This is a genomic window from Bacillus sp. FSL M7-1020, from assembly GCF_038050415.1.
Taxonomy (GTDB): Bacteria; Bacillota; Bacilli; order Bacillales; family Bacillaceae_G; genus Bacillus_A; species Bacillus_A toyonensis.
In genome coordinates this window covers 4804849-4825613 of sequence record NZ_JBBOTW010000001.1, presented here as the reverse complement: position 1 = coordinate 4825613, position 20765 = coordinate 4804849, and the positions used below count along the sequence as shown (strand labels likewise).

General features: G+C 38.4%; 20 protein-coding genes. 19 read left to right on the top strand and 1 reads right to left on the bottom strand.

The features are described from left to right. Positions 1-14 precede the first annotated feature (14 nt). The 3 genes from atpC to MHB70_RS24885 all read left to right on the top strand — a co-directional run bounded on the left by atpC (position 15) and on the right by MHB70_RS24885 (position 2039). On the top strand, positions 15-416 hold the full coding sequence (gene atpC / locus MHB70_RS24895; protein WP_000847214.1) for a F0F1 ATP synthase subunit epsilon: 402 nt from the start codon (positions 15-17) through the stop codon (positions 414-416). 139 nt (positions 417-555) lie between these two features. After that, complete coding sequence (locus MHB70_RS24890) at positions 556-1341, top strand: DUF975 family protein (protein WP_000578813.1); 786 nt, start codon at positions 556-558, stop codon at positions 1339-1341. Positions 1342-1385: 44 nt separating this feature from the next. Beyond that, positions 1386-2039: a DUF975 family protein gene (locus MHB70_RS24885; RefSeq protein WP_000622472.1), complete on the top strand. Its 654-nt coding sequence runs from the start codon at positions 1386-1388 to the stop codon at positions 2037-2039. A 93-nt stretch (positions 2040-2132) separates the two neighbouring features. On the opposite strand, the gene MHB70_RS24880 is transcribed toward MHB70_RS24885, so the two are convergent. Next, positions 2133-4862 carry a putative bifunctional diguanylate cyclase/phosphodiesterase gene (locus tag MHB70_RS24880; RefSeq protein ID WP_061529772.1) on the bottom strand — a complete coding sequence of 910 codons (2730 nt, stop codon included), beginning with the start codon at positions 4860-4862 and terminating at the stop codon, positions 2133-2135. Positions 4863-5151: 289 nt separating this feature from the next. On the opposite strand from MHB70_RS24880, the gene nuoA reads away from it, so the two are divergent. The 16 genes from nuoA (at position 5152) to MHB70_RS24800 (ending at position 20628) form a co-directional block, all read left to right on the top strand. Next, entirely contained in the window at positions 5152-5520 is a 369-nt protein-coding gene (gene nuoA, locus MHB70_RS24875) for an NADH-quinone oxidoreductase subunit NuoA (RefSeq protein ID WP_061529773.1), read from the top strand. After that, positions 5511-6029 (top strand): NADH-quinone oxidoreductase subunit NuoB, encoded by a 519-nt coding sequence (gene nuoB, locus MHB70_RS24870; protein ID WP_000236327.1) that lies wholly within the window; start codon positions 5511-5513, stop codon positions 6027-6029. Before nuoA ends, nuoB begins: the two co-directional genes overlap by 10 nt. After that, positions 6026-7279 (top strand): NADH-quinone oxidoreductase subunit C, encoded by a 1254-nt coding sequence (locus tag MHB70_RS24865; protein WP_341343696.1) that lies wholly within the window; start codon positions 6026-6028, stop codon positions 7277-7279. The genes nuoB and MHB70_RS24865 overlap by 4 nt, the downstream gene beginning before the upstream one ends. Positions 7280-7282: 3 nt before the next feature. Next, a complete protein-coding gene (gene nuoD / locus MHB70_RS24860) occupies positions 7283-8383 on the top strand; it encodes an NADH-quinone oxidoreductase subunit NuoD (RefSeq protein WP_000621442.1) in 1101 nt (366 codons plus the stop codon). Continuing rightward, on the top strand, positions 8383-9384 hold the full coding sequence (gene nuoH, locus MHB70_RS24855) for an NADH-quinone oxidoreductase subunit NuoH (protein ID WP_000573426.1): 1002 nt from the start codon (positions 8383-8385) through the stop codon (positions 9382-9384). Before nuoD ends, nuoH begins: the two co-directional genes overlap by 1 nt. A gap of 25 nt (positions 9385-9409) precedes the next feature. Then, positions 9410-9829, top strand: a complete 420-nt coding sequence (nuoI, locus tag MHB70_RS24850) for an NADH-quinone oxidoreductase subunit NuoI (protein WP_000677189.1) — start codon at positions 9410-9412, stop codon at positions 9827-9829. Continuing rightward, positions 9826-10350, top strand: a complete 525-nt coding sequence (locus tag MHB70_RS24845; RefSeq protein WP_001012818.1) for an NADH-quinone oxidoreductase subunit J — start codon at positions 9826-9828, stop codon at positions 10348-10350. Before nuoI ends, MHB70_RS24845 begins: the two co-directional genes overlap by 4 nt. Further along, positions 10343-10657, top strand: coding sequence for an NADH-quinone oxidoreductase subunit NuoK (gene nuoK / locus MHB70_RS24840; protein WP_000100083.1), 315 nt, complete (start codon positions 10343-10345; stop codon positions 10655-10657). Before MHB70_RS24845 ends, nuoK begins: the two co-directional genes overlap by 8 nt. A 29-nt stretch (positions 10658-10686) precedes the next feature. Next, complete coding sequence (nuoL, locus tag MHB70_RS24835) at positions 10687-12549, top strand: NADH-quinone oxidoreductase subunit L (protein WP_000568192.1); 1863 nt, start codon at positions 10687-10689, stop codon at positions 12547-12549. Next, the gene (locus MHB70_RS24830) at positions 12546-14048 is read left to right on the top strand and encodes an NADH-quinone oxidoreductase subunit M (RefSeq protein WP_000998954.1); all 1503 of its coding nucleotides are present in this window, start codon (positions 12546-12548) and stop codon (positions 14046-14048) included. The genes nuoL and MHB70_RS24830 overlap by 4 nt, the downstream gene beginning before the upstream one ends. A 7-nt stretch (positions 14049-14055) precedes the next feature. After that, positions 14056-15570 carry an NADH-quinone oxidoreductase subunit NuoN gene (gene nuoN, locus MHB70_RS24825; protein ID WP_002104333.1) on the top strand — a complete coding sequence of 505 codons (1515 nt, stop codon included), beginning with the start codon at positions 14056-14058 and terminating at the stop codon, positions 15568-15570. A gap of 213 nt (positions 15571-15783) precedes the next feature. After that, complete coding sequence (locus tag MHB70_RS24820; RefSeq protein WP_000057885.1) at positions 15784-16020, top strand: DUF1146 family protein; 237 nt, start codon at positions 15784-15786, stop codon at positions 16018-16020. A 51-nt stretch (positions 16021-16071) separates the two neighbouring features. Further along, positions 16072-16776, top strand: coding sequence for a YwmB family TATA-box binding protein (locus tag MHB70_RS24815; RefSeq protein ID WP_000767897.1), 705 nt, complete (start codon positions 16072-16074; stop codon positions 16774-16776). A gap of 39 nt (positions 16777-16815) precedes the next feature. Continuing rightward, on the top strand, positions 16816-18120 hold the full coding sequence (murA, locus tag MHB70_RS24810) for a UDP-N-acetylglucosamine 1-carboxyvinyltransferase (RefSeq protein WP_000411271.1): 1305 nt from the start codon (positions 16816-16818) through the stop codon (positions 18118-18120). Between the two features lie 253 nt (positions 18121-18373). Next, positions 18374-19393: a stage II sporulation protein D gene (gene spoIID / locus MHB70_RS24805; RefSeq protein WP_000672621.1), complete on the top strand. Its 1020-nt coding sequence runs from the start codon at positions 18374-18376 to the stop codon at positions 19391-19393. Between the two features lie 227 nt (positions 19394-19620). After that, positions 19621-20628: a LytTR family transcriptional regulator DNA-binding domain-containing protein gene (locus MHB70_RS24800; RefSeq protein WP_061529497.1), complete on the top strand. Its 1008-nt coding sequence runs from the start codon at positions 19621-19623 to the stop codon at positions 20626-20628. Positions 20629-20765 lie beyond the last annotated feature (137 nt).

Here is a 20765-nt window from a genome sequence, read left to right as displayed (position 1 = left end):
AGGAGGGACGAAGTATGAAGACATTTCCAGTCAGTATTGTAACTCCTGATGGACCGGTTTACGAAAAAGAAGTAGAGATGGTAAGTGTAAAAGCAGAGAGTGGGGAAATGGGGATCTTACCAGGTCACATTCCAACTGTTGCACCATTAAAAATTAGTGCAGTTCGTCTGAAAAATGGTGGACACACTGATTATGTAGCAGTTAGCGGTGGCTTTATCGAAGTTCGTCCAGATAAAGTAACTGTATTATCATCATCTGCTGAAGAAGCAAACCATATCGATATCCATCGTGCAAATGAAGCGAAGCGTCGCGCTGAGCAACGTATGCAAGACAAACAAGCACATGTTGACTTTAAACGTGCAGAAATGGCATTACAACGTGCTGTGAACCGTTTAAACGTTTCCGATATGAAATAAAAAAATCCGTAAAGGTAAAACCTTTACGGATTTTTTTATTGTATTTTATGGATAATTTTACAAAAATGGTATAATTGCATTGATGGTTGTATAAGTAGAGAATGTACAACAATTTATATTTCATAAAGGGGATGAATCAATGATCGGTGAAATGAAACGAGAAGCGTTGCACTCTTTAAAGGGGAATTGGGGACTAGGTGTTGGATCAACGATTTTATATTTTATTTTAAGTTATGTTGTTTCAATGGCTGCAATGCTTATACTTTTAATTCCAGGACTTATTCTATTTTTTTTAATTGTTAGCTTCGCTGGTTCAATTGAAGGGGAAACAATATCAATTGGAGCAGCTATTACATTTGGGGTATTTTATTGTATCATGATAATTTTGAGTAACGCATCGTATGGTATTACATCATACGGTTATACGAATGTATGTCTACAGATTAGTAAACGAGAAGGTGCTAAAGTAGATTACTTATTCGAAGGATTTCGTGGTTTTAAAAGAATGATGAAAACAATGTGGGCAATGCTTGCGATTTTGTTATATACAGGTACATGGATTCCGATGTTGTTAATAGGCTTATTTGCATTGTTAGGTGAAGAAGGGAATACGTCATTTGCAATTGCTTTCTTCGTACTATTAGCTATTTCAATCGTTGGCATGATTGTGATGTATTTTTCTTATGCAATGACGTACTATGTAATGATTGGAAATCCAGAATATAGTGTGTCACAAGCAATGAAAGAAAGTAAGAGTCTTATGAAGGGACATAAGTTAGATTTGTTTCTTTTATGGCTTAGTTTTATAGGGTGGGTTATTTTAGCGATTTTGACATTTGGAATAGGTTTTCTTTGGCTTAGTCCGTATATGGGTACAACGACATCTCATTTTTATCGTTATATTTCAAAAGATGAATTGCGGTAAGAACATGCTATACTAATAGAATTGTTACGTATAGGAGGCTAATTATGATTAGTGATTTAAAAGGAGAAGCGTTAGACTCTCTAGAAGGAAAATGGGGCTTAGCTGTTGGGGCAACATTATTAATTTCAATTCTTATCACGATGTTTAGTTTTAGTGTTAAGTGGGGATTTTCTTCAACTTTCGGTTGGCAAGATACAACTGGTTCATTTTCGATAGATATTCTTACACTTTTTGTTACCGGACCATTAACTTTAGGGGGGTATTATCTGGCTTTAAATATCATTCGTGAAAAACAAGCTAGTATCGGCAATATATTTGTTTGGTTTACAGAGGGGAAAAGATTTTTAAAATCATTTTTAGTATATTTACTAGTGAATCTTTATCTTCTTTTATGGACTTTACTTTTCATTATTCCAGGCATTATTAAATCATTTTCTTATGCGATGACGTATTTTATTATAAACGATCATCCCGAGTATTCATTGAATCAAGCTATTACAGAAAGTCGTCGTATGATGGATGGGCATAAAATGGAGTATTTCATTTTATGTTTAAGTTTTATTGGTTGGTTTATATTAAGTTGTATTACATTAGGGATTGGATTCCTCTGGTTAATTCCATATTTCTATACGACAGCTTCAGCATTTTACGAAGAGATTGCAGAAGAATATTACGAGAAAAAAACCACAACAATATAAAGTGAAACTGTTATCATTGGGGGCTTTGTTCATCCCAAAATGATAATGAACTTTCACTCTCGCAAATAGCGGGATAAAAACACCCAGTGTGAACTAATTGTTCATACTGGGTGTTTTTTGTAGAAATTTTATAAACTGTTTACTTGTTAAAGGTTTACTGAAATAGTAACCTTGCATATATTTACAGTTGTTTTTTTGTAGAAACTTAAGTTGTTTTTCCGTTTCAATTCCTTCAGCAATGATAGAGAGATTTAAAGTATTTGCAAGAGAAAGGATAGTGGAAAAGATGGCTCTTTCTTCAGGGCGATGATCGGCTAGTTGTGTAAATTCTCTTGGTACCTTTAATGTATCGATAGGGAAAATTGATAAATAAGCGAGAGAAGAATAGCCAGTACCGAAGTCATCAATGGCCGTTTGAATGCCGTATTCTTTTAATTGCTTCAGTCTCGATAGTGTTTCTTTTTCATTAATCATCGCAATTCGTTCTGTTAACTCAAGTGTGACATGTTTTGGATCGACCTGCACGTCGTTTAATATTTGTGAAATGTTTTCGATTAATTGATTTTGTTGGAACTCTTTTGCTGATAAATTAACGCTTATTTTTAAATTTTGATAGCCAAAGGTATGCCATATTTTTAATTGGAGACAGGCTTCTTTTAATACCCAATGTCCAAGTGGAACGACTTGTGGCGTTTCTTCTACAATTGGAATGAACTCACATGGTGAAATGTCACCTAATAGTGGATGTTTCCAACGTATTAATGCTTCAGCGCCGATAATTTTATTTGTTGTCGTATCAATTTGTGGCTGATAGACGAGATAAAATTCCTTGTTTACTAAAGCGAGTGGCAAATCCTTTTCGATTCGAGCTTTTCGTTCTATTTTCTTATATAGTTCTTTCGTATAAAGAGAACTACGATTTTTTCCTTTATTTTTTGCTTCGTACATGGCCATATCGGCATGTTGTAAAATAGAAAGTGGGTCTTCGCCTGCTTCAGGGTATATTGCAATCCCGATACTCGGTGAGATTCGTAAATGCTGATTTTCGATTTCGAATGGTTTGTTCATGGCCACTACAATCATATCAGCTATTTTTTTTACATCTGTCCTTTTTTTATAATTTTCGATGAGGATTGTGAACTCATCCCCAGCTAGTCGAGCAAGTTTCATATGCTGTGTTGATAATCGTTCGAGCCTTTTGGCTACTGCAATTAATAGGAGGTCTCCCACCCGATGCCCGAGAGTATCATTAATAACCTTAAAGCGGTCTAAATCGAGAAACATAACAGCAAAGGAGCTTTTCGATATTTTTGCTCGTGCAATCGCCTTTTCTAAATATTGATGAAATGCACGGCGATTTGCAAGTTCAGTTAAAGTATCATGATATGCTAGGAAATTAATTTGTTCTTGTTGTTGTTTGCTTTCCGTAATATCTTTAATCATTAAGTAGACCCCTGAAATATGATCCTTTAAAAAGATGGGAACAGCTGTAACATGCAAGTAGTAAATATCTCTGTTTTTGTGATACGCTCGTATTTCTAAAGAGATAGAATTCCCCTTTTTTACGCGATGAAAGGCGTTAATAATTTCTTCTAAATCTTCTTCGTATATGAGTGAGTAGTAAGGTTGATTTAATAATTCATTCGTTTGATACCCTAGTAAAGTAGTACCAGCGTTATTAACTTTAAGAAAATTGCCGTACAAATCTAATGTGAAGATTGGATCTGGATGGTGCTCGTATAAAGATTTAAACATTTGTTGGTTATGATAGAGCTCATTTTTTTGTTCTACTAAATCTTCTGTACGTAGTTCAATTTGTTTCTCGAGTTCCAAGTTGAATTGCATTTGGGCTAGTAATAATATTTTATTTTGTTTTCGAACTAAACTATGGCGTATGAGAACGAAAGTGAAAGTTATTATAAGCCCGATTACTACAATGGGGGCAAAAACATATTCGGCCAATATAAAAATAATAAGCATTACTACAGAAATATAAGGTAATAATAATCGGATTGATTCCCAAAATTTAGGCGTTAATAGTACCTGCTCTTGTTTTTCAGGCTCTTTCGTATGAAGAATACAGGCGATTGCTGCTAGCACTAAAACAACTTGATAGAACGGAGTAACTGTAAACATAGAATACGCTGGTGTGAAATATTTTATATAAGCATAAATAGCATCTGTAGTAGCATACAAAATTAAAGCACTACCAAGAAGTGCACCAACTTGTTTTGGTAATAAGGATAATGGTCTGAATAAAAGGTTGATTCCAATTAAAAGAAAGAGTAAATCAGCCATTGGATAGGTAAGTTGAACAAATATATCGATATAGGATGTTGTGAAAACGTGAATGGTTTGCTCAATAAGTAAGTAGTAACTTAAAGTAAATTGGGCTGTAACGATAATACAAATATCACATATCATAAAAAGCTTTTCTAATAAGTCCCGGTTATAAATGATCTCGTATAGAAAGACAAGTGCAAAGCTAATTAAAAAAAGTAGGTAAAAAAAGTCAGACGGATCAACAAACGTATAGTAGTCCTTTAAAATTAAACGTTGATAGGAAACAACTATATCACCAATGAAATAAGAGAGAGCCCCAACAGATAATATGATCCAAAATAAACGGGATAACCCTTGTTTCGTATTTGTAAAATAAAATATATAACTACAAGCGATAATATCAATTAATAGGGTACTCATTCCAATTAATATTTGAAAGGGAAATGAGTATTCATATAGAAAGAGCATGGCTACGTAATGAATTGCGATAGAAAACAATAAAATGATTATAAGAATACTTACATGTGTTTGTTTTTTCATTTATATCACCTACGGTATATACATATAAACTTCCCTTTTTATTTTTTGTGATTGCCTAAAAAATATATATAAATTCTATACTTATTTTGCACAGGTATAGCGAGTTATAAAAATAGATTTTAATAATTCTTGTTTCTGTCCTCAACATATCGACATAGGAATTTGAAGTTTGCTATAATAAATAAAATAGTTTAATTATTTAGAAAAATTTAAAAATAATATTTGTCGCAACTGGGACATATTGTTTACTAAGTGAACTTGTTCTTAATTTAGGGGGGAGGGTTTCACAATGGCAAGTGTATATGAAAATAGTTATATGATCGTTTTGATTTTCTTGCTAGTAGGCATATTACTGCCGGTAGTGGCTCTTATATTAGGAAGGATGCTGCGCCCAAACAAACCAAGTGCAGCAAAAGCGACGACGTATGAGAGTGGAATTGAGCCTTTTCATGATGCAAATATTCGGTTTCATGCTCGTTACTATATTTTCGCTTTATTGTTTGTCATCTTTGATGTAGAAACTTTATTTCTATATCCATGGGCTGTTGCATATGACAAGCTAGGTTTATTTGCATTAATTGAAATGCTCATCTTTGTTGTAATGTTGCTAGTTGGATTAGCTTATGCTTGGAAAAAGAAGGTGTTACAATGGTTATAAATTTTGAGGCACTACATCCAAATGAGCGAGCGGAATTAGAGAGAAATATCTTTTTTTCTACATTGGAGCAGTTAAAAGGGTGGGCGAGGAGTAATTCTTTATGGCCGATGACATTCGGACTGGCATGCTGTGCGATTGAAATGATGGGAGTAGGTTCATCACATTACGATTTAGATCGATTTGGGTCATTTTTTCGGACTTCACCAAGGCAATCAGATGTCATGATTGTGTCGGGAACGGTAACGAAGAAGATGGCTCCTATTGTTAGGCGTTTATATGATCAAATGCCTGAACCGAAATGGGTTATTGCGATGGGATCTTGTGCGACTGCTGGTGGTCCGTATGTGAATTCATACGCTGTTGTGAAAGGTGTAGATCAAATTGTACCAGTTGATGTGTATATTCCTGGATGCCCACCAAACCCTGCAGCTTTAATTTATGGAATTAATAAGTTGAAAGAGAAAATTCGTTACGAGGCAAAGACGGGGAAGCAGGTGACGAATAAATGAGTAATCCAAATAAAGATTTAGAGGATCTGAAAAGAGAAGCTGCTAGGCGCGCGAAAGAGGAAGCGAGAAAACGTCTTGTTGCGAAACATGATGCGGAAATAAGTAAGCTTGAGGGAGAAAATCAAGAAAAAGAGAAAGCGCTACCAAAAATTGATGGAATGACTGTAGAAGAAGCAAAACAACGTGCAGCCGCAGCTGCGAAAGCAAAAGCGGCAGCATTAGCGAAGCGAAAAAGAGAAGGAACAGAAGAAGGAACAGAAGAAGAAAAGGCCAAAGTGAAGGCAACCGCAGCTGCGAAAGCAAAAGCGGCAGCATTAGCAAAGCAAAAAAAAGAAGGAACAGAAGAGGTAACGGAAGAAGAAAAGGCCAAAGCGAAGGCGAAGGCAGCCGCAGCTGCGAAAGCAAAAGCGGCGGCGCTAGCGAAGCAAAAAAGAGAAGGAACAGAAGAGGTAACGGAAGAAGAAAAGGCCAAAGCGAAGGCAGCCGCAGCTGCGAAAGCAAAAGCGGCGGCGCTAGCGAAGCAAAAAAGAGAAGGAACAGAAGAGGTAACGGAAGAAGAAAAGGCTAAAGCGAAGGCGAAGGCCGTGGCAGCTGCGAAAGCAAAAGCAGCGGCGCTAGCGAAACAGAAAGCTTCGCAAGGTGATGGAAATTTGGGAGATGAAAAGGCGAAGGCAATTGCAGCAGCGAAGGCGAAAGCGGCTGCGGCGGCAAGGGCGAAGACGAAGGATGCTGAAAGTGAAAAGGAAGATGTACCGAAGCAAGAAGAGCCGTCCGTTAATCAGCCGTATCTCAATCAGTATGTTGAGGTTATTAGGGGTAAATTAGGAGGTAGCACATTAGTAGATTCCTATATTAATAAACTTTCAAAAGATGTACCAACTCTTGTGGTGGATCCTTCAAAATATTATGAGGTGATGGAGTTACTACGATTCCATGAGGGACTTGCTTTTGATTATATGTCAGAGCTACACGCGACAGATTTTGTGACTCATATGGAAGTGTATGTTCATTTATTTTCATATGGAAAGAAACAGTCTGTAGCGGTGAAGGTAAAGCTGGATAGAGAAGAGCCGCAAGTTGAATCGGTAACAGCGCTGTGGAAAGGGGCTGATTGGCCGGAGCGAGAAGCGTATGATCTGCTAGGCATTGCATTTAAGGGACATCCGAATTTATCGCGTATTTTAATGCCTGATGATTGGGTAGGGTATCCGCTTAGGAAAGATTATGAACCGTATGATGTGGAGGTGTAACTTATGATTCGTACGGAAGAAATGCTTTTGAATGTAGGACCTCAGCATCCGAGTACACACGGTGTTTTCAGGCTTGTTATTAAGATTGACGGTGAAATTATTAAAGAAGCTACACCGGTTATTGGGTATTTGCATCGCGGGACTGAAAAGATCGCTGAGAGCTTACAGTATACGCAAATTATCCCTTATACAGATCGAATGGACTATTTATCAGCAATGACGAATAATTACGTCATTTGCCATGCTGTAGAGACGATGATGGGACTTGAAATTCCGGAACGTGCCGAATACTTGCGAGTACTTGCGATGGAGCTGGGAAGAATTGCGAGCCATCTCGTTTGGTGGGGGACAAATCTTCTTGATATAGGAGCGGTCAGCCCGTTTTTGTACGCGTTTCGTGAACGAGAGATGATTATAAATTTATTAAATGAATTATGTGGGGCACGGCTTACTTTTAACTATATGAGAGTTGGCGGTGTGAAGTGGGATGCGCCGGATGGTTGGATTGAAAAAGTGGAAGAGTTTGTTCCATACATGAGAGAGCAATTGGCAGGTTATCACGACCTTGTTAGTGGTAATGAGATTTTCTTGAATCGCGTGAAGGGCGTTGGCATATATAGCGCGGAAGAAGCAATTTCGTATTCTTTAAGCGGAGCGAATTTGCGGTGCACCGGAGTAAACTGGGATCTTCGCAAAGATGAGCCGTATTCGATTTATGATCGTTTTAATTTTGATATTCCTGTTGGAAGCGTGGGAGATGCTTGGGATCGCTACGTTTGCCGAATGGAGGAAATTGAAGAGTCGTTAAAAATTGTAGAGCAAGCAGTCCAGCAGTTTCCAAAGGACGGAGCCGTACTGGCGAAAGTGCCGAAAATTATTAAGGCGCCTAAGGGGGAAGCGTTTGTCCGTATAGAATCACCACGCGGAGAGATTGGTTGCTATATCGCTAGTGACGGAAAGAAAGAGCCATATCGTCTGAAATTCCGCAGGCCTTCTTTTTATAACTTGCAAATTTTACCGAAGTTATTGAAGGGTGAAAACATCGCCAATTTAATTACGATTTTAGGTGGAGTCGATATTGTACTTGGGGAGGTCGATGGCTAATGATTGAGACGCTCTTACAATCACCTTCAAGCTGGACGAATTTCTTCATTTTTTTCGGATTAGCAGTGCTTCTACTATTTGCAGTCCTTGGCTTCGTTACATATGGTATTTTGGCAGAACGGAAAGTGATGGGATTTATGCAAGGCCGGATTGGGCCAAACCAAGTTGGAGGGCGGTTCGGTTTACTGCAAACGGTAGCTGATGTTTTGAAACTATTATTGAAAGAAGATAGTATTCCGAAAGCTGCAGATAAACCGTTGTTCATATTAGCACCTGTCATTGCATTTGCGCCAGCATTTATGGTACTTGCGGTTATCCCGTTTACCGATAAATTTCAGTTCGCGGATATTGGTGTCGGATTGCTGTATTACATTGCTGTTTCTGGGATTACGACAATTGGTGTCGTAACTGGGGGATGGGCATCAAATAATAAATATTCCCTTTTAGGAGGGATGCGCGCGGCGGCGCAAATGATTTCTTATGAAATTCCGCTCGTAATGAGCGTAATTGGTATCGTTTTGTTAGCTGGTAGCTTGAATCTAAATGAAATTGTAGCGGCGCAGGAGAAAGTTTGGTACATTTTCGTACAGCCAATTGGATTCGTCGTTTTCTTAATCGCAGCAGTAGCAGAGTTAAATAGGACGCCGTTTGATTTACCAGAAGCGGAGTCAGAACTTGTTTCTGGATATCATACGGAATACTCAGGTTTTCGCTGGGCGTTTTTCATGCTTTCAGAGTATGTATATTTCTTCGGAATGGCCTCTTTAATTACAGTACTTTTTTTAGGCGGCTGGAACCCAGTTATGTTTCTTGGATTTATTCCAGGTGCTGTATGGTTTGCTTTGAAATTTAGCAGTGTAGTCTTTCTATTAATTTGGTTCCGCGTTACGTTCCCGCGTATAAGGGGTGACCAGTTAATGGAGTTTGGCTGGAAAGTATTATTACCAATCGCACTTGCAAATATTTTCTTAACGGCATTGATTAAGGAGCTATTCTTCTAATCTATGAAGGGGGTGCCAGTAAGAGATGAAAGGGTTATTTAAAGGTTTAAAATATACGCTGAGTAATTTGAGTAAGAAAAAGGTGACGTATGATTATCCAAATCAGCCGTTGCCATTGCCAGATCGCTTTAGAGGGATTCAAAAGTTTTATCCTGAGAAATGTATTGTTTGTAATCAGTGTTCTAACATTTGTCCGACAGATTGCATTCAATTGACGGGAAAGAAACATCCTGACCCTACGAAAAAAGGGAAAATTATTGATACGTATGATATTAATTTTGAAATTTGTATACTTTGCGATTTATGTACAGAAGTTTGCCCGACAGAGGCAATTGTTATGACAAATAACTTTGAACTCGCAGCATATTCACGTGATGATTTATTTAAAAATTTGCAGTGGCTCGACGAAAACGATGAAAACGTCAGGAAGGAGAATAAAGCATGAATGGCGAGTTTGTAGCATTCTTTATACTATCCTTATCTGCAATTATCGGTGGTGTTCTCATGTTGAACTTAACGAAAGTAATGCATATGATGCTAGCTCTCGTTCTGACATTTCTCAGCATTGCAGGTTTGTACTTTCTTTTATCGGCCGAGTTTATCGGAGTTGCACAAATTTTACTTTACTCTGGTGCAATCACAATTATTATGATTTTTGGCATTATGTTAACGAAACATAATGCGGAAAATGAATCACGTCTTACTCTTCGAAAATGGATTATCTTCTTTGCAGTTGTAGCATTTGGGGCAGTTATGTATTTCGCTGTTAATAGTATCGATTTTTCAAATGAAAGCACACAAGGAAGTTTACCTCTCCATGAAAAAAACACACTTCAAATCGGTACACTTCTCTATTCGAAATACATTATTCCATTTGAGTTAACCTCGGTTATTTTACTTGTAGCACTTGTTGGCGCGATTATACTTGCGAAGAAGGATGAGAAAGAGGAGGATTCCAATGAGTAGCGTTCCAGCTTCTGCGTATTTAACACTTGCGATTATTTTGTTTTGCATCGGTTTATTTGGAGCTTTAACGAAGCGAAACACAGTAATCGTATTAGTTTGTATCGAATTAATGCTAAATGCTTCCAATTTAAATTTAGTGGCGTTTAGTAAATTAGGTTTGTTCCCGAATTTAACAGGGCAAATCTTCTCGCTGTTTACGATGGCTGTAGCGGCAGCGGAGGCGGCGGTAGGGCTCGCCATTTTAATTGCTTTGTATCGTAATCGCACGACAGTTCATGTAGATGAAATGGATACGCTTAAAGGATAGCATTGTGACCGAAAAGGGGGAAGGAAACAATGATCGATTATGCATGGCTCATACCGCTTTTCCCGCTTGTTTCGTTTTTTTTACTTATTATGTTCGGGAAGAAAATTAGAGAAGGAAGCAGCGTACTTAGTATTTTCTTCGTCTCTCTCTCCTTTATACTCGCGGTACTTGTATTAATAGAAAGATTTTCGAAGGTCACAGTGAAGCATAAATGGGTATGGCTTAGAACTGGAGATATTGATATATCATTTGGCTTTGAAGTGACTGCATTAGGGGCTTTGATGTTATTTATCGTTACACTTGTGAGCTTACTTGTACATGTGTATTCAAAAGGTTATATGAAAGGTGACGCAAGATTACCAACTTTTTATGCATATTTAGGACTCTTTACATTTGCGATGCTTGGGCTTGTTATATCGACGAATTTGTTACAGCTTTATATATTTTGGGAGTTAGTAGGCCTCGGTTCATTTTTACTCATCGGTTTTTATTTCTTTAAGGAGGAAGCAAAGGCTGCTGCGAAAAAGGCTTTTATTATGACTCGTATTGGGGATGTTGGTTTATTTATTGGGATGATTTTAATCTTTTGGCATGCAGGTAGTTTTGAGTATGAAGCAATTTTTAGAGCGATTCATACAGGCGATCTGTCCCCGACTATGATAACGATAACGGCGATATTAATTTTTATCGGGGCGATGGGGAAATCAGGTCAATTTCCGCTTCATACGTGGTTGCCTGATGCGATGGAGGGGCCAACGCCTGTTTCGGCACTTATTCATGCGGCGACGATGGTCGCAGCCGGTGTATATTTAGTAGCAACGATGTTCCCGCTATTTTCGGCAAGTGCGGTGGCAATGCAGACGGTGGCAATTGTTGGGGCTTTCACCGCAATATTTGCAGCCTCTATCGGTCTTGTACAGACGGATATAAAGAGGGTACTTGCTTATTCTACAGTTAGCCAGCTCGGGTATATGATGCTCGCCTTAGGTTCTGCTGGTTATGTAGCGGGTATATTCCATCTAACGACACATGCCTTTTTTAAAGCGTTACTATTCTTGGCAGCAGGAAGTGTAATTCATGCTGTGCATACGCAAAACATTAATAAAATGGGCGGTTTACAGAAGAAGATGAAAGTAACGGGTACGTTATTTTTAATAGGTACACTTGCAATTAGTGGAGTTCCGCTTCTTTCGGGTTTTTTTAGTAAAGATGAAATTTTGGCAGCAACTTGGATGAGTGGCAATTACTTTCTATTTGTTCTAGCAGTCTTTGCGGCATTCCTAACAGCATTCTACATGTTCCGCCTATACTTTCTTGTCTTTACTGGGGAAGCGAAGACGAAGGAAGACGTGCATGACTCGCCGCGTATTATGACGTATCCGATGATTGTTCTCGGCGTTCTCGCGGTAGTAGCAGGATATATAAATACACCGTGGTTTGGAACGTTTCTCGGAGATTGGCTGACGAAGGATATACAATTTAAAGTGGAAGAAGCACATGGACCAGTTTGGATTATGATTGTTGCGACGCTCGTTTCATTTGGGGGGATTGCCCTTGCGTATTTCATATATGGAAAGAAAACTATCTCAAAAAATTGGGCAGGAGGAGAAAGGTCATTTCTTCATAAGCTCTTGAAAGAAAAATATTATGTGGATGAACTATACAATATGACAGTGATTCCTATTACGAAGGGAATCGCTCATGTGCTTCGCTTATTTGAAGTATATGTCGTGGAAGGGATTGCTGTTTTAATCGCAAGTTTGGTTAAAGGGGTAAGTGGCACATTGTCGAGGCTTCAAAACGGGAATGTACAAGTGTACGGCACTGTAACAGCAGTTTCGCTCGCGGTCCTCGTCATTATTTTGCTATATACGGGAGGGGATTTACGATGAATGATTTGTTGTTGACGTTCTTCATTTTCTCCCCACTTTTAGGGATTCTATTACTTGTATTAACACCGAAAAAAGAATCGCGTACAGTACGAGCGCTCGGTTTATTTGGGACGGCGCTTCCATTTGGGATAGCTACCGTCCTCGCTTGTACATATGCTTCTGGAAAGAGTCTATCGCTATTTGATGAAAAAGTGAAATGGATTAAATTTGGTGATTTTGCAGCGGTGGATAAAAGATGGTTTTCTATTTATTACGAGCTTGGAATTGATGGTTTGTCACTTGTAATGATGGTGCTGACAGCCCTTCTAGCGATGCTTGCAGCAATTGCAGCGTTTTCCATTAAAAGAAATTTAAAAGCATTTTATATGCTATTGCTCATGCTAGAAATAGGGATGCTCGGTGTCTTCGCTGCTAAAAATTTAATGTTGTTCTTTATTTTCTTTGAAATTACACTGCCACCAATGTTTTTATTAATTGGCAAGTGGGGGAAATTGTCGAGTGAAAAGGCTGCATATAGTTATTTAATATATAACGGCATTGGATCAGCTATTTTGCTCATCGTTTTCTCGATTTTGTTCGCGAAAACAGGTACGACAAATATTGCGGAATTGAAAGAGATATTAACAGGTGTAAGTGCTGGGGGAGGACAGATCGTCCCGAGTAGCATACAGCTTGGTGTATTTATTGCTATAATGATTGCCTTTGCAATTAAACTACCTATTTTCCCGTTGCATCGCTGGATGGTCAATGTGCATATTGAAGCGCACCCTGCTGTAGTTATGCTTCATGCAGGCGTTTTGCTAAAGATTGGAGCGTACGGGATGATTCGCTTCGGGAAGGGGCTATTCCCAGAATACTTTCGCGAGTTTGCCACGCTAATTGCGATTTTAGGAGTAATCAACTTATTGTACGGTGCCTTTTTAGCGCTCATCCAAACGGATTTTAGGAAGGTGCTTGCCTACTCTAGTATTTCGCATATGGGAATTGTTTTAATGGGGCTTGCGGCACTTAATGCACCAGGTACACAAGGGGCGCTATTCCAAGTTGTTTCGCACGGTTTAATTGCAGCCTTGCTCTTCTTCTTGCTTGGTGTTATAGAACAGCGCTTTGGCACGTCGGATATTACAGCGCTTGGTGGACTCGCAAAAAGTGTCCCAATACTTAGCGGCTTCTTCCTAGCAGGAGGAATGGCATCGCTTGGACTACCGGGGATGTCTGGATTTGTGAGTGAGTTTCTTGCCTTTCTCGGCTTATTCCAAGGAGAGCCAGTCATTGCTGCAGTCGGTGTACTTGGGATTATTTTAACCGCTGTGTACGTATTAAGAGCGACACTCCAAGTAACATTTGGTAAGAAAGAGTGGGAAGCGAAAACTGATATACACGGATGGGAGTACGTCCCGGTCCTATTGCTTATCTTCTGTATTATTGCCATTGGAGTAATGCCAGAAATACTAGGGGATCCGCTTCAAAATACATTGAAAACATTGGGGGTGAAGTAGGATGGATATGGATACGTTACTGAGCTTATCATGGCATCTCATGTTGCCAGAATTCATTATTCTCGGGTTTGCCATCCTTCTTTCCATAGGTGATTTGTTTTTTAAGCTGAACCATAGGTATGTGGCGCTTAGTGCAATCGCTGCTGTCATATTAGCAATTGTGTCATTAATTACGCTATACGGCGAACCAGCAGGAGATATTTTAAATGGATCGTTTGTGTTAGATGGATTTTCAAAAGGGTTTAAAACGTTGTTATTAGGCGGAGCGGCCCTCATCTTATGCACCGCAATGAGCGATGACAAGAAAAATCCAATTGAAGATAAGGGAGAATATTATTACTTATTTTTAATGGCCCTTCTTGGGGCGATGTTCATGGCTTCTAGTGTTGATTTTATTACACTTTTCGTCGGTTTAGAGCTACTATCACTTTCTTCCTATGTTTTAGTAGGAATACGAAAAAGGAACCGTGCATCAAATGAAGCGGCAATGAAATATGTCATTAATGGAGGAATTGGAACGGCGATTACGCTCTTTGGAATGAGTTATTTATACGGTATTACAGGCTCAACCAATATTGTGGATATGCAAAAAGTATTCACCGGGGAGCTAACTAGTGGTATTCAGTTATTGTTAGCTCTCGCATTTCTACTATTGCTCGTTGGGCTCTCGTTTAAAATTGCAACAGTACCGTTTCATATGTGGGCACCCGATGTGTATGAAGGGGCGGCTACACCTGTTACTGCTTTCCTTGGAACGATTTCTAAAATTGCTGGGTTCCTACTCATTATTCGTCTGTTCCTTATGATTTTTGCAAGTGTATCGGTGCAAGGAGACATGCAATCTTTATACGGGCGTATGAGTATATATATTGCGGTTCTAGCAAGTATTACGATGATTATCGGAAATGTAGTCGCACTAAAGCAATATAACGTAAAACGCCTATTTGCTTATTCAGGAATCGCGCATGCGGGGTATTTACTCGTTCCACTTGTGGCATTATCACCATTTACGATGGATAGCATGTGGTTTTACATGCTCGCCTATATGCTTATGAATATAGGCGCGTTTGCAATTATCCACGGTTTAATCTTACAAAGCGACAAAGAAAATATCACTATTTTCACCGGATTATATAACAGGTCGCCATTTACAGCGATAGTAATGACGATTTTTATTTTATCGTTGGCCGGGATACCAGGAACAGCTGGTTTCATCGGAAAGATTAACATCTTTTTAGGTGCACTTCATGTAGAGCCAGCTCATTACGTACTAGCTTCTATTATGATGGGTACGACAGTCATTTCATTCGTATATTATTTCCGTATTTTACAGCAAATGTTTTTCCGGACGGGAGAAGTAGAAGAGAAAATTCGTTTGCCATTAAATATAAAGGTTGTTATGAGTCTTTGTGCAATTTCGATTGTAATACTAGGGATTATGCCGATGATTGGATACAATTTCTTTTATGAATATTTTCCATTAATGAAAGATTTCTTCTTCTTGGGGAACGTGGTACAATAGTGAAAATAAAAGGTGTGGAGTCGGTACTCTGCGCTTTTTATTTTGTGTTAGCCGCAAATGAAAATGCATATAGGTATACGTTTTTTCGAGAGAAGTTTACGATGTAAAATGTAAGATGCTTATTTGCATTTGAAAAAGTGTGGCTCCTACTTATTATGGTATCGTTTTTATATTCTTTCGTAAGTAGTAGCCGAGTAAAAAGGGGTCGATTTTTTGGCACAACTTTTAGGGCAACAAGCACTGATTGCCATCGTTTCGCATTTATTGTTTATTACCATTACGTGGTGGGCCTTACAAGGTATTCACATCGAGCGTTTAATGAAAGCTGGAAAAGTGTTGCAGACGAGGGTATTACTCATCCTAATTACAATTGCAATTGGGACATCTGTAAGTAACTTTTTCCTTGATTATTTAGGCTATTCGAAGAGTTTAACGTATTTAGTAAAGTAAGTGTATAGAACCTCATATCTCCGTTAACAATGGGGATAGGAGGGGATGAAATTGAAGCTTAAAGCCATTCTTATTGTTGCCTTGAGTGTTGTTTTCTTTTTGGTTGGATATAGAGAGATGAAACCGATAAGCGATGAACAGAAAATGGAGAACATGATTAAGGCTTTAGAGAAAAATGATGCTAAAGTGGAGAAATGGTCATGGTTAGCGCGAGAAACAAAAACAATTTCTAACATACATACGTTTCAAAAATTGTTAAACGATGTGAAGGGGAAGGCAAATATTCAAAAATGGGACTTAGAGCAATCTCCAGATGGATATAAAGCTACATCCTATAAAAAGTTTGCTTCATATGAAGAACGAGTAGTAGTAACTTGGAGTAAGGAAAATACTAAAGAAAACACTTTCATTATTTTTGAAGTAAGTGGGGCGAAATGGGACCCGAAGCATGTTCAGAAAATGAATAAAATTTTTAATGAAAAACCTATAATTTACACTTGTGTTCAAGGTGTACTGAATGATAAGATTGAAGGTGTTTTGCAAAATAAAACCAATCAGGTTTTGAAAGATCTTTCAGCAAGAGCGATCGAACAAGTAGAAGAAAGAGCATTTGTGTCAGTCTCCGCATACAATAAAAAGTGGGATGACGCTCTTTCAACAAATAGAGAGAAAATAAATGTGCAAATAGCAATACGTTCTACAAACAACAAAGATACAATTGTGGTTGGCACACCGATCATAACTTCTGAGTATTGAGTGAATAGATACTGAAAAAAGGACACGGAGGGGAATAATTTGGAAAAGATCATCGTCCGTGGCGGAAAGCGGTTAAACGGCACAGTGCGTGTTGAGGGCGCAAAAAATGCTGTATTACCTATAATCGCTGCAGCCCTATTAGCGAGTGATGGAAAGAATGTACTATCTGAAGTACCAGTTTTGTCTGATGTATACACAATTAATGAGGTATTACGTCATTTAAATGCTGAAGTCGTATTTGAAAATAACCAAGTAACAATCGATGCTTCTAAAGAACTAAACATTGAAGCACCATTTGAATATGTACGCAAAATGCGTGCATCTGTTCAAGTAATGGGACCATTATTAGCACGTAACGGTCGTGCTCGTATTGCACTTCCAGGTGGATGTGCAATTGGTTCACGTCCAATTGACCAACATTTAAAAGGCTTCGAAGCAATGGGAGCAAAAGTACAGGTTGGTAACGGTTTTGTTGAGGCATACGTTGAGGGAGAACTAAAAGGAGCTAAAATTTATTTAGACTTCCCAAGCGTGGGCGCGACAGAAAACATTATGTCTGCAGCTACATTAGCAAAAGGGACAACAATCCTTGAAAATGCAGCGAAAGAACCAGAAATCGTTGACTTAGCTAACTTCTTAAATGCGATGGGAGCGAAAGTACGCGGAGCTGGAACTGGAACGATTCGTATCGAAGGCGTTGAGAAATTATATGGTGGAAACCACTCTATTATTCCTGACCGTATTGAAGCGGGAACATTCATGGTTGCAGCAGCAATTACTGGTGGAGACATCTTAATTGAAAATGCTGTTCCTGAACATTTACGCTCAATTACAGCGAAGATGGAAGAAATGGGTGTTAAAATTATTGAGGAAAATGAAGGTGTACGTGTTATCGGCCCAGATAAGTTAAAAGCGGTTGATATTAAAACTATGCCTCACCCAGGTTTCCCAACAGACATGCAATCACAAATGATGGCATTATTACTACAAGCTGATGGAACAAGTATGATTACAGAAACGGTATTCGAAAACCGCTTTATGCACGTTGAAGAATTCCGTCGTATGAATGCTGATATTAAAATCGAAGGTCGTTCTGTTATTATGAACGGTCCAAACAGCTTACAAGGTGCTGAAGTAGGTGCAACTGATTTACGTGCAGCTGCAGCATTAATCTTAGCTGGTTTAGTATCAGAAGGTTACACTCGTGTAACTGAATTAAAGCATCTTGACCGTGGTTATGTAGACTTCCATAAGAAATTAGCTGCATTAGGTGCAACTATTGAACGTGTAAACGAAAAAGTAGAAGAAGTGAAAGAACAAGAAGTTTCTGATCTTCACGCTTAATTGAAGTAGTCTCTATGTCTTTTGATATAGAGACTATTTTTTTTGGGTTATTACTGTTATAGTCAATAAACTCTATACTTATGCACGTACCAGTAAAAATATTTAGAAAATTTTCGTTTTATCTCGCATTAGCGGGCAGTAAGACTCCAACGCATTAAAACTTCAGTCTATACCGATACCCCCAAGTATGTTCTAAAAAATTCCGTAGTTCCATAAGAATGAAAGGAAGCCAACTTTATATTGGGGGAATAGGATGAAATTTTCAAAGCCATTTTTCATTATAGTAGTGCTTTTAATAGCGCTCGTTATCATTGTACCCGCTGCTCTTGTAATTCCGTTTGCGAAAGCAAAAATAGGAGAAGAAGCAGCTTCTAAAACTCCTCCAGCGATAGAAAGTATACCAGCTCCAGGGAAAGTGGATACAGCAGTTCAAGTTGCTGTATATCGCGACCAACAGAAGAAGGTAGAAACATTACCTGTGGAGGAATATGTGACCGGTGTAGTAGCTTCTGAGATGAATGCCAGTTTTGAAATAGAGGCGCTAAAGGCACAGGCATTAGCAGCAAGAACATTCGTGGTGCAGCGTATGCTAAGTGGAGAAAAGAAAAACAATGCAGATGTGGTAGATACGGTGAAAGATCAAGTGTACAAAAGCAAAGAGGAATTGAAAAAACAATGGGGCAATAACTACGAAAACAATTTAAAGAAAATCGAGGAAGCCGTTTCTAAAACCGCAGGACAAGTTTTAACGTATGAGGGAAAACCGATTTCAGCGTCTTTCTTCTCAACGAGTAACGGCCGAACAGAGAATGCAGCTGATTATTGGGGAAATGATTATCCGTATTTGAAAAGTGTAGATAGCCCGTGGGATCAAGCCTCTCCAAAGTTTACAAGCGAGCAAACGTTCACAGTAGCTGATTTTCAAAAACGTCTCGGTGTGAAAGTGCTGGCGGATGGAAAGGTTGGAAATATTAAAGATCTTACGGAGGGTAAAAGAGTAAAGGATGTAGCGTTCCAAGGGAAAACATTAACAGGAAAACAAGTTCGTGAAAAGTTAGATTTGCGCTCTTCTGATTTTACATGGAAACAAGAGGGCAATAAAATCATTGTCACGACGAAAGGCTTCGGTCATGGTGTTGGCATGAGTCAATACGGTGCGAATGGTATGGCAGCGGAAGGTAAGAAATATACAGATATCGTCGCTCATTATTATAAAGGCGTTGAAATAAAAACGATGAATGATTATGAGGGAAAACTGATGGTGAAGAAGTAGAACGTGAAAGGAGCTAATTAAGATTAGCTCCTTTTTTCATTATTTGTAGGTAAGTTTTTAAAAAGAGCACTTCGTGATTTACTCAAAACTTATATGGTAGAACAAAAATAGAGAATAAGGCTATCTGTTCATTTGGATAGCCTTATTTTTATGTGTTTCATAAAAATATCAAAATTTTCCATTAATTGTTTGGTATAATAGGATAAAAAGCATTTGGGGGAGACGAAATGGCGCTACTGGAGTTGAAACAATTAGGGAAGACGAACCAGTTACCAGTAATTGAGCTAGAGGTTGAGAAAGGACAATGTGTTGTTTTGCAATGTAATAACCATACAGCTAAAGTGTTGCATCGCATCATTATTGGTGAGGAAGAAGCCTCAACTGGCAATGTGCTATTTGGAGGCGAAGCGATTGGAAAGAAAAATTATTCCAGCATCGGTTTTTGTTTTTTGAAAGATGAAGCATATGATCGTTTGAAGGTGAAGGAATATTTTAAATTTTTGTTAGGGCTTTATGAATCAAAGATAAGTATAGAAGAAGTTGTACAATGTGTTGGTCTCCTAGATAAGTTAAACGTGAAAGTAGAAAAATTGTCATTTTCAGAGAAACGTCGCCTTCATATTGGACGAGTAATGATTCATAATCCGGATTTAGTTATTTTGGAAGAACCAGAGCAAAATGTAGATACAGAAAGTACGATTATTATTCGAAAAGCAATTATGAAAATGAAAGAGAAAGGAAAGGCGATTTTTATTACGTCCTCTTTCCTGTCAGACGCTCTTTCGTTAACAGAAGATGTATACATATTAAACAACGATGGTGTGAAAAAGGTCGAAATCGAGCAAGAAGAGGCGGAAGAAGTCGATGAAGAAAAAGTCGTTCAAATGATTCCGCAGATGAAATTAGAAAGAATACCAGCGAAAGTGAACGATAAAATCATTTTACTTGATCCGATGGAAATTCATTTCATTGAAACACAAAATGGAGTGACACATATTCATGTGCGTGAAGGTGATTTCGTATGTGCATTAACGTTAAGTGAACTAGAATCGAGATTAACAGGATTCGGGTTCTTTAGATGTCATCGCTCGTACCTCGTTAATTTACAACGAGTACGAGAAGTTATTACTTGGACACGGAACAGTTTTAGTTTAATTTTGGATGACGAAAGAAAAAGTTCAATTCCGCTTTCAAAAGGACGAATGGATGAATTAAAAGGTGTAATTGGGCTATAAAAAGTGCTCCAATAGGATCGAAATATGATTCATTCACCGGTAAAAATACTCCTTTTACCGGTATTTTACTGCGCCTACCCTTTGTTTTTCATATGATTGAGTCAAGAAAAGCGAAACATACAAATCGAAACTTGCGA

Bases quoted from the DNA above. Each gene is read 5' to 3' on its own strand.
- atpC (WP_000847214.1), top strand. From the start codon at position 15: ATGAAGACATTTCCAGTCAGTATTGTAACTCCTGATGGACCGGTTTAC.
- MHB70_RS24890 (WP_000578813.1), top strand. From the start codon at position 556: ATGATCGGTGAAATGAAACGAGAAGCGTTGCACTCTTTAAAGGGGAAT.
- MHB70_RS24885 (WP_000622472.1), top strand. From the start codon at position 1,386: ATGATTAGTGATTTAAAAGGAGAAGCGTTAGACTCTCTAGAAGGAAAA.
- MHB70_RS24880 (WP_061529772.1), bottom strand. From the start codon at position 4,862: ATGAAAAAACAAACACATGTAAGTATTCTTATAATCATTTTATTGTTT.
- nuoA (WP_061529773.1), top strand. From the start codon at position 5,152: ATGGCAAGTGTATATGAAAATAGTTATATGATCGTTTTGATTTTCTTG.
- nuoB (WP_000236327.1), top strand. From the start codon at position 5,511: ATGGTTATAAATTTTGAGGCACTACATCCAAATGAGCGAGCGGAATTA.
- MHB70_RS24865 (WP_341343696.1), top strand. From the start codon at position 6,026: ATGAGTAATCCAAATAAAGATTTAGAGGATCTGAAAAGAGAAGCTGCT.
- nuoD (WP_000621442.1), top strand. From the start codon at position 7,283: ATGATTCGTACGGAAGAAATGCTTTTGAATGTAGGACCTCAGCATCCG.
- nuoH (WP_000573426.1), top strand. From the start codon at position 8,383: ATGATTGAGACGCTCTTACAATCACCTTCAAGCTGGACGAATTTCTTC.
- nuoI (WP_000677189.1), top strand. From the start codon at position 9,410: ATGAAAGGGTTATTTAAAGGTTTAAAATATACGCTGAGTAATTTGAGT.
- MHB70_RS24845 (WP_001012818.1), top strand. From the start codon at position 9,826: ATGAATGGCGAGTTTGTAGCATTCTTTATACTATCCTTATCTGCAATT.
- nuoK (WP_000100083.1), top strand. From the start codon at position 10,343: ATGAGTAGCGTTCCAGCTTCTGCGTATTTAACACTTGCGATTATTTTG.
- nuoL (WP_000568192.1), top strand. From the start codon at position 10,687: ATGATCGATTATGCATGGCTCATACCGCTTTTCCCGCTTGTTTCGTTT.
- MHB70_RS24830 (WP_000998954.1), top strand. From the start codon at position 12,546: ATGAATGATTTGTTGTTGACGTTCTTCATTTTCTCCCCACTTTTAGGG.
- nuoN (WP_002104333.1), top strand. From the start codon at position 14,056: ATGGATACGTTACTGAGCTTATCATGGCATCTCATGTTGCCAGAATTC.
- spoIID (WP_000672621.1), top strand. From the start codon at position 18,374: ATGAAATTTTCAAAGCCATTTTTCATTATAGTAGTGCTTTTAATAGCG.
- MHB70_RS24800 (WP_061529497.1), top strand. From the start codon at position 19,621: ATGGCGCTACTGGAGTTGAAACAATTAGGGAAGACGAACCAGTTACCA.